Genomic DNA, 6,085 nt, shown 5'->3' with positions numbered 1-6,085 from the left:
TTGCCGATAACGGGCTTCTGCGTGTGCGGGTCGATTTTCTGCATTTCCTGTTTGATTTTATAGGGTGACGGAGCAATGATTTTAATTCCCTTTTGCCCTTTCATCACGTTTCGTTCAAAGTTGTTCTTCCAAGCGGAAAAGCCCGCCACAAGGGAAGCGTCCGGCTTCTGCATGGCGATAAGGACGGTGTTTCGGAAGCTGTAATTATGGAATTTTGACATGACTTTCAGATATTCCCGGTAACGCTCGCTGTCAAAGAGTTCCGCAATACCCTGTTCCAGACGGTCGGTAATCTCTTTGAGCTTTTCGGCGGGCTTCTCGCTCGTCAGCACGATAGGGATAACCGGGCGCGGCTCCTGTGGCTGCTCTGCGGTCTGCGCCGTTCTCTGCCCCGGCGCGGCTGCGTCCATTTCTACCTTTGACGGGTCGGGTCTTTCCGGCTGCGGGGGCTGCGGCGTTACCCGGTATTCCTCCGGCACGTCGCGCCCGTCGTACCATTCTGTAAAGGTGTTGCGGTTGTTGTAGATATAGCCCTTTTCGGTAAACATACCGTCGTCGTTAATGGAAGCGTCCCGCCCGTATTCCTCATACATGAAATACTTTTTCACTTCTTCGGGAAGTTCCGGTTCTTCCAGTTCATCAACCAGATAACGCCCGTATTCTTCTTCATTGTGGACGGACGGATAAATCCAGTAGCAGTCAAGGTTCTGTGCAAGGTTGATAATGTCCTGTAAGCTGTCGGCATGGTCGCCGTATTCAATGGCTGCAATGAATTTCTCCCGGTCGTCGTCAAACTGCATTTCCAAGAGCTTCCCTAAATAGTTCAGCTCGTCGGGGTGGGAATACTCGCTTAAATGCTCCGTCAAGCCGGGGATAGTGGATTGAAATTCTGTGAAATGCCATTCCTCATAGTGCTTGAAGTCAATCCCGATACGGTCAAAGACTTCTTTCAGATGTTCGGCAGTCGTGGGGAATGTCACCCATTCGCCCGCGGGTCTGCCCTCGGTGTACTTCCCAAGATTGGAAAGATAGCCGCTTAAAATCGGTTCTGCCATTTGTTCGCTCCTTTCTTTTTCAATCATGCGGTGCATAAGCTCAAAATCCTCAATGCTCATGCTCCCGTCAAATACATAGGGGTTAAAATCCTCCCCGTCCCGGTAGGGCTTTTCGGAAAAGGGAAGCCCCGCTTCATGGGCGGCTGCCCTCGCTTCCTCGATAACCTCCGGGGGAAGCCTGTCGTCATGCGCTCCGATAAAACCGTCAATGTCGTTCATGCTGTTTTCGTAGTGGTAACGCACTCCGGCGGTCAGCTCGTCAAGGCTCATGTCCTCGCCTAAATGCCCGCAATAGTAGCCGTTTAAGATAACGGCGGCGGGGTCAATGCTTTTTATTTCCTCTAACCGGCTCCTGTCCTCCGGGTAGAGCGTATCGTCCATATCAAGATGAAAATATTCCGCGTTCCATGAACGCCCCTGTTTCCAGAACGCCACCCATGCGATACCGTCCCTAAGCTCGTCTTGATAGTCCTTTACGGTGTCCCGTAAACTTGCCATAGTGAAAAACCTCCTTTCTCTGCGGCAGCGTCATAAGCTGCATTTTTTGGCTGCATGGTCTACTACGGGTACGCCCGCATTTCTGCCAAATATTTTTGAAAATTTTTAGAGGGTGAAGCCCTCCGCAAAAGAGGGTTTGGGAAACTTCCCAACAAGCAAAATCCCCGTCCGGCGCGTCAGCGTCGCAACGGGGATTTACGGAAGTGGGTACCCGCTTCCTATGCTTGCTATTCAAGTTTTTAGTTCTTCTGCACTTCGATACGGTAGTTGACGTATTTCCCGCCAGTGTCAGCCAGAACGATAGTTCCGTCGTAGGTCTTGCCTGTTTTCGGGGAGTAGAGCTTCTTCACATTCGCCTTGCCGGATTTAAGGAGCGCGGCGGCAATCTTCGCGGAAAAAGCGGTCTTGCGTTCCTCGAAAAAGCGGTCATTCTTCCACATGACAAAGGCACATTCTTTGTTGCTGCAATAATAGTTTTTCTTCCCCTCATGGACGGGGGAACCGCAACGGGGGCATTTGCCGACAGAGGGCTTTTCCTCCCGGAACAAATCCTTTTTCCCGTCCAGTGCTGCGGCGTGTGTCTGCACAAGCTCCCGCGCCATAGCTTCAATGCCGGACAGAAATTCGCCGGGGTCTGCGGCTCCCTTTGCTATCTGCGTCAGATTGTTTTCCCATTCTGCGGTAAGCTGTGGGGAAGTGAGTATATCCGGCAGAATACAGATAAGGCTGTTCCCGTTTTTGGTAGGGATAAGCTGCTTCCCCTTGCGCTCCGCAAAGCCGCCCTTTACCAGTTTTTCAATGACGGCGGCGCGGGTGGCGGGAGTGCCAAGCCCCCGGCGTTCCGCGTCCGGGTCGGTGTCCCCGTTCCCGGCGCGTTCCATAGCCGACAAAAGGCTTGCTTCGCTGTGGGGCTTCGGCGGCGTTGTGGTATGCTCCGTTACTTTTGCGGCGGGGTTAGGAAAGCCCTGTCCCTCGGAAAGCTTCGGCAGCGTCACGTCTGCATTTTCCCCGTCCTCCGCTTCGGGCTTATCTTTCAGCGTCGCCCGGTATCTGCGTTGAAGCTCTTTCCAACCCTCCGCAAGTACGGTCTTTCCCCTTGCGGTGAAGTCTGTCCCGGCGCATGAGAAAACCGCCGTAACCGCTTCATAAATATGCGGCTCGGCGGTGGCAAAAAGCAGACGCGCCCCCGCAAGGGTAAGGATATTCTTCTCGCTTTCCGGCAGCGCGTCCGGGTCAGCCTTTGCAAGCTCCATAGTGGGAATGATTGCGTGGTGGTCTGATACTTTTTTACTGTCTAATACCTTTACAACCTCCGGCGTGAAGTCCGCGCCCGCCATAAAGGGGAGTTTTTCGCAAAGCAGCGCGATAATGCCCGCTGCGGTGCCGCCCATGTCGTCAGTAAGAAAGCTGCTGTCCGTCCTCGGATAAGTAAGGAGCCGCTTTTCATAAAGGGATTGTGCAAGGTCAAGGGTCTGCTTCGCGGTGTAGCCGAAAATGCGGTTCGCTTCCCGCTGCAAAGAGGTAAGGTCAAAGAGCTTCGGCGGGGCTGCGGTTTTCTTCTCTCTGGTGAGGGAAACGCATACCGCCGTTTCCGCTTCGCAAGCCCCTTTCAGCGCGTCGGCTTCTGCCTTGTCGGAAATCCTCCCGCTTGCCGCTTCCGCGCCGGATAAATCAAGGCGCACATGATAATATTTTTCTTTCTGGAAATGGGAGATAGCCGCGTCCCGGTCGGTGAGCATTTTTAAGGTCGGGGTCTGGACGCGCCCCACGTTCAAGGTCTTTCCATACAGGCAGGAGAAAAGCCGGGTGGCGTTAATGCCGATAAGCCAGTCAGCCTTTGCGCGGCAGAGGGCAGACGCAAAGAGCGCGTCGTATTCCTGCCCGTCTTTGAGGGAAGCAAAGCCCGCCTTGATTGCCCCGTCCTCCATTGAGGAAATCCACAAGCGGCGCATGGGCTTCTTGCAGCCCGCCGCTTCGTAGACAAAGCGGAAAATCAATTCTCCCTCGCGCCCCGCGTCACACGCATTTACCACTTCGGAAACGTCGGCGCGGTGCATAAGCTCTTTTAGGGTTTTGAATTGCTTCCCCTTGTCCGGGTCAACGGCGTACTGCCATTCCTCCGGCAGAATGGGTAAGCTCTCAAAACTCCATTTTTTATATTGCTCCCCGTAGGCGGCAGCTTCCGCAAGCTGTACCAAATGCCCGACGCACCATGAAATGAGGCAGCCGCCGCCCTCGATATATCCGTCTTTCTTTTCCTTAACGCCAAGCGCGGCGGCGATAGTCTGCGCCACGCTCGGCTTTTCTGCAATAATCAGTTTCATTTTCTGTTCTCCTTTCGGTTGTTTTAGGTTTGAAATTGGTTTATACTTTAAGCATTACTATAAGAAACAGGTGACAATATGAAATCAATACATACTTTCGATGTTTTTGCTCCTACTGATGAACAGGAAGAAGCAATGAATAAAAAACGTGGCGGGCATTACAGGCGCGGTAAAAACAAAGAAATGGATTACTTTATTGAGTGTGCTACTTCGCTATTTCCCAACAACCATTATTCAAGGTTCACACCTATATATGATACGACAAAAGAGTTTTATCAACTGATTACTTCTTCCGATACAACAGAAAGAGCTATACTAAATTGGATAGCTTCTAATCGTGCATGGAATTATTTGTTTGGCTTATTACGGCATTATTACAGAACAGGACACCATGACGATAATTATATCTTTCCAGAGTTCAAAATCGGGTCGGCTTATGTGGCTGATTATCTGCTCATAGGTAATAGTTCAGACGGTTATCAATTTGTCTTTGTGGAATTAGAAGCTCCCAACGGGCGGATAACAAAAGAAAAAGGTACTCGTTTCGGGGAAGTAATCAATAAAGGGATTGAACAGGTTAGGGATTGGCAAATGTATATTGCTGCAAATTGGAATGTAATTGTAGCAGAATTGGAAAAGCACTCATTCTCCAATACAAAGTTACCCAGACAATTATACAAATATTGCCCTTATCAAATCTACTATGCTGTGATAGCCGGACTCCGTAAAGATTTTGAGAATATTCGTGATAGAAAGCTCCAACTGCAAAATGAAAATAACATAACACTTTTGCATTACGAAAATCTCATAGATGTTGCAAACGAAAATTAAAAGTCCATTTTCAGCGTTCCGGCTCACTTGCCTTTTTCTCCTGTACCTGTTTCAGACAGTAGCCCACACAAGGGAGCTGCCCTTTGTACGGACAGGAAGCGCAAGCCGGGGAATGGGGAACGGGCGGCGCATTGTCACGCCGCCCGCCCGGTCTTTGTATCATCATCTTTTCAAAGGGATTGTCGGTAAACAGGGTCATGCTTCCTCGTCCTCCTGTTCTTCATCAGAAAGCCCGTCCCCCTCGTCCGGCTCGTCCTCGTCGTAGTCGTCAAAATCGAAATCTTCAAGGTCGGTGCCGCCCTTGACGTTTTGCTTCGGCTTCATAAACTTAAAATAATAGAACGCGCCCCCGCCGCCAAGAAGTGCCACGACAAGGAAAAGCACAAGCCCGCCCGCATTGCCTTTCTCTTTGGGCAGCTCCGGCGGTTCCTCGGTTTCCGGCTCTGCTTCCTTGCCGCTGCAAGCGGTCATGTTGTCCTTGCAGACGGGGCAGCTCACATTTACCTTTCCGGCTTCGCATTTTTCGGTGCAACTGCAAACGGCGGGCGGGGCTGCTTCGGTGCTTCCGTCCTCCATAAGTGCTAAGAGGTCGGCTTCGTCCACTTGATTAAGGAAATGTACGGTGTTCTCGCCCTCGTCGTCCCGGTCAATGAGGATATAAAAGTAATTGCCGTTTTTGGTCGTTACGGTGATAAGCTGCTTGTTGCCGCCGAAATCGTCTACAAGGGTCGCGTTCCCGTCCGGGGTAAGGGGTTCTTCCTTTTGGGGTTCCTCGTAGACAACGCCGCTGTCGTTGGTGTCGTCCTCTCCCTCCGGGGTCTGTGCAAAAGCGGTGACGGAAAAGCCGCCCGAAAGCATAAGGGCGGCGCAAAGTGCGGTCAGTGTTCTAAGGATTTTCTTATTCATTCTCGGTGTCCTCCATTTCTTCGGTGTCGTGGTCTGCGGGTTCTGCGGGGTAGCCCGGCGCGGCTTCCATGCCCGGAATACCGCCCCCGGAAAGCATAGCGGAAAGCTCATGCGGGGAAAGGCGCATGGAGCGCACAAGCTGTACGATTTGCAGGTTTTCCGCTTCGGTTTTCTGCGCTTCAAGCCCCCTTAATTTATTCTGGTACTCGGTGATTTTCTCGCGGGTCTTTGCAATCTCCTTGTCGATACGTTCAATTTTGTTCATAGCCATCAATAAATTTCTCCTTTCAGATTTTCATTTTTTTGTTGTCAGTTCCAATTCATTAAGCCGTAGCCCTTGATACAGGAGTAATTGACGGGGTAGCTCTTTATCTTGCAGGCGTCGCCGGAATTGCCCTCGACGGTATAGACGCGCTCCCCGTCCGTCCCGATAACAAGCCCTACATGGTCTGCGCTCCCGTCCCCGTCCCA

6 protein-coding genes are annotated in these 6,085 nt (G+C 51.5%); 1 reads left to right on the top strand and 5 read right to left on the bottom strand.

The features are described from left to right. Together AC075J_RS04260 and AC075J_RS04255 are read right to left on the bottom strand one after the other, a co-directional pair. The coding region (locus AC075J_RS04260) for an antirestriction protein ArdA (protein WP_476390062.1) at positions 1-1,553 on the bottom strand (1,553 nt) is incomplete at its 3' end. Between the two features lie 239 nt (positions 1,554-1,792). After that, positions 1,793-3,877 (bottom strand): DNA topoisomerase 3, encoded by a 2,085-nt coding sequence (locus AC075J_RS04255; RefSeq protein WP_007037046.1) that lies wholly within the window; start codon positions 3,875-3,877, stop codon positions 1,793-1,795. Between the two features lie 78 nt (positions 3,878-3,955). On the opposite strand from AC075J_RS04255, the gene AC075J_RS04250 reads away from it, so the two are divergent. Beyond that, positions 3,956-4,708: a Shedu anti-phage system protein SduA domain-containing protein gene (locus tag AC075J_RS04250; protein ID WP_004607960.1), complete on the top strand. Its 753-nt coding sequence runs from the start codon at positions 3,956-3,958 to the stop codon at positions 4,706-4,708. Positions 4,709-4,718: 10 nt separating this feature from the next. Here the strand turns inward: AC075J_RS04250 and AC075J_RS04245 are convergent, their stop codons facing one another. From AC075J_RS04245 to AC075J_RS04235, 3 genes are read right to left on the bottom strand one after another with little or no spacing between them, the layout of a single operon-like run. Next, complete coding sequence (locus AC075J_RS04245; RefSeq protein WP_004607959.1) at positions 4,719-4,907, bottom strand: hypothetical protein; 189 nt, start codon at positions 4,905-4,907, stop codon at positions 4,719-4,721. Continuing rightward, positions 4,904-5,614: a DUF4366 domain-containing protein gene (locus AC075J_RS04240; protein ID WP_004607958.1), complete on the bottom strand. Its 711-nt coding sequence runs from the start codon at positions 5,612-5,614 to the stop codon at positions 4,904-4,906. Before AC075J_RS04240 ends, AC075J_RS04245 begins: the two co-directional genes overlap by 4 nt. Further along, entirely contained in the window at positions 5,607-5,885 is a 279-nt protein-coding gene (locus AC075J_RS04235) for a DUF4315 family protein (RefSeq protein ID WP_004607957.1), read from the bottom strand. Before AC075J_RS04235 ends, AC075J_RS04240 begins: the two co-directional genes overlap by 8 nt. Between the last annotated feature and the right edge of the window lie 200 nt (positions 5,886-6,085).

The organism is Blautia sp. ZXY-1-C6, from assembly GCF_056339875.1.
The sequence above is the reverse complement of the archived record's forward strand: the minus strand, read 5'-3'. Positions and strand labels throughout refer to the sequence as shown.

Excerpts from the sequence above, each read along its gene's own strand:
- AC075J_RS04255 (WP_007037046.1), bottom strand. The coding sequence starts at position 3,877 with ATGAAACTGATTATTGCAGAAAAGCCGAGCGTGGCGCAGACTATCGCC.
- AC075J_RS04250 (WP_004607960.1), top strand. The coding sequence starts at position 3,956 with ATGAAATCAATACATACTTTCGATGTTTTTGCTCCTACTGATGAACAG.
- AC075J_RS04240 (WP_004607958.1), bottom strand. The coding sequence starts at position 5,614 with ATGAATAAGAAAATCCTTAGAACACTGACCGCACTTTGCGCCGCCCTT.
- AC075J_RS04245 (WP_004607959.1), bottom strand. The coding sequence starts at position 4,907 with ATGACCCTGTTTACCGACAATCCCTTTGAAAAGATGATGATACAAAGA.
- AC075J_RS04235 (WP_004607957.1), bottom strand. The coding sequence starts at position 5,885 with ATGGCTATGAACAAAATTGAACGTATCGACAAGGAGATTGCAAAGACC.